Source organism: Vibrio sp. 779(2023) (assembly GCF_033344285.1).
GTDB classification, from domain to species: Bacteria; Pseudomonadota; Gammaproteobacteria; order Enterobacterales; family Vibrionaceae; genus Vibrio; species Vibrio alginolyticus.
In genome coordinates, this window is record NZ_JAWPOM010000247.1 from 1 (window position 1) to 1,022 (window position 1,022).

General features: G+C 45.4%; 1 protein-coding gene and 1 pseudogene. One reads left to right on the plus strand and one right to left on the minus strand.

Annotated features, from left to right (window positions below; genetic code table 11):
• Window positions 1-172: CG2 omega domain protein (locus R8O70_RS26395; RefSeq protein ID WP_318184611.1), on the plus strand; the 172-nt coding region annotated here is incomplete at its 5' end.
• A gap of 64 nt (window positions 173-236) precedes the next feature.
• On the opposite strand, the pseudogene R8O70_RS26400 reads toward R8O70_RS26395, so the two are convergent.
• Window positions 237-1,022, minus strand: a pseudogene (locus tag R8O70_RS26400) (3-hydroxyacyl-CoA dehydrogenase family protein); the annotation flags it as partial.

The following is a 1,022-nucleotide window of genomic DNA, read 5'->3' on the forward strand; positions in this document are numbered from 1 at the left end:
TGAATTGAGCAAAGATTGTGTTCGCCTAAGCGGTGACAATATTTCCGTCAAATCCGACGATTGCTCTTCTAAAAACCGGGATGATAAAGACAAAAAAGGAAACGCTAGCGTGCATGGCGATGACAACCCAGGTAAAGGGCATAACAAAGATAAAAAAGACAAGAAGAAATAAACACTTCTGTTAGAAAAAAGGCTTGCGCGATGCAAGCCTTTTTAATGTTCAGCGTTTCAAGCACTTAGTAGAAGGTACGACCTTCACCCGCTCTAGTCAGCAGTCCGTCGCACGGCGCATAACGATCGCCATATTTCGATGCAAATTCGTTCATATGGCGCATAACGATCGCCATATTTCGCTGCAAATTCGTTCATTTTCTCAACCAGTTCTTTCAAACCGAATTGATCCATATAACGGAATGGCCCGCCAAGGAATGGAGGGAAGCCAATACCAAAAATCGCACCAATATCGCCATCGCGCGGAGAGCGAATAATACCGTCGTCCAAGCATCGTACTGCTTCATTAAGCATTGGCAGTACACAGCGCAACGCAATATCGTTATCGCTGAGCTTCGGTTCTGGCGTCAGTTTGAGTAGCTTGTAGATGGATTTATCGACTTCTTTCTTCTTACCTTTGTAAGTGTAGAAACCTTTCCCGCTCTTGCGTCCTTTGCGACCGTCATTCAATAAGATATCGAATACATCAGGACCTTTGAATCGCTCGCCCAACTCATTGACCAGAATCGGCATGATCTTCGCGCCAATATCAACACCAACTTCATCAAGTAACGTGATTGGCCCAACAGGGAAGCCGAAATCCAACAACGCACCATCTAACTTCTCAATCGGCTCATCTGCCAGCAAGATATGCGCAGCTTCATTCATGTAAGGCGCAAGAATGCGGTTTACGTAAAAGCCAGCTTTGTCCTTCACAACGATTGGGGTTTTACCCTGTTTCTTAGCCAATGCGACAACTGTCGAAATGGTTTCATCAGACGTTGTTTCATGCGGAATCACTTCCACCAGCG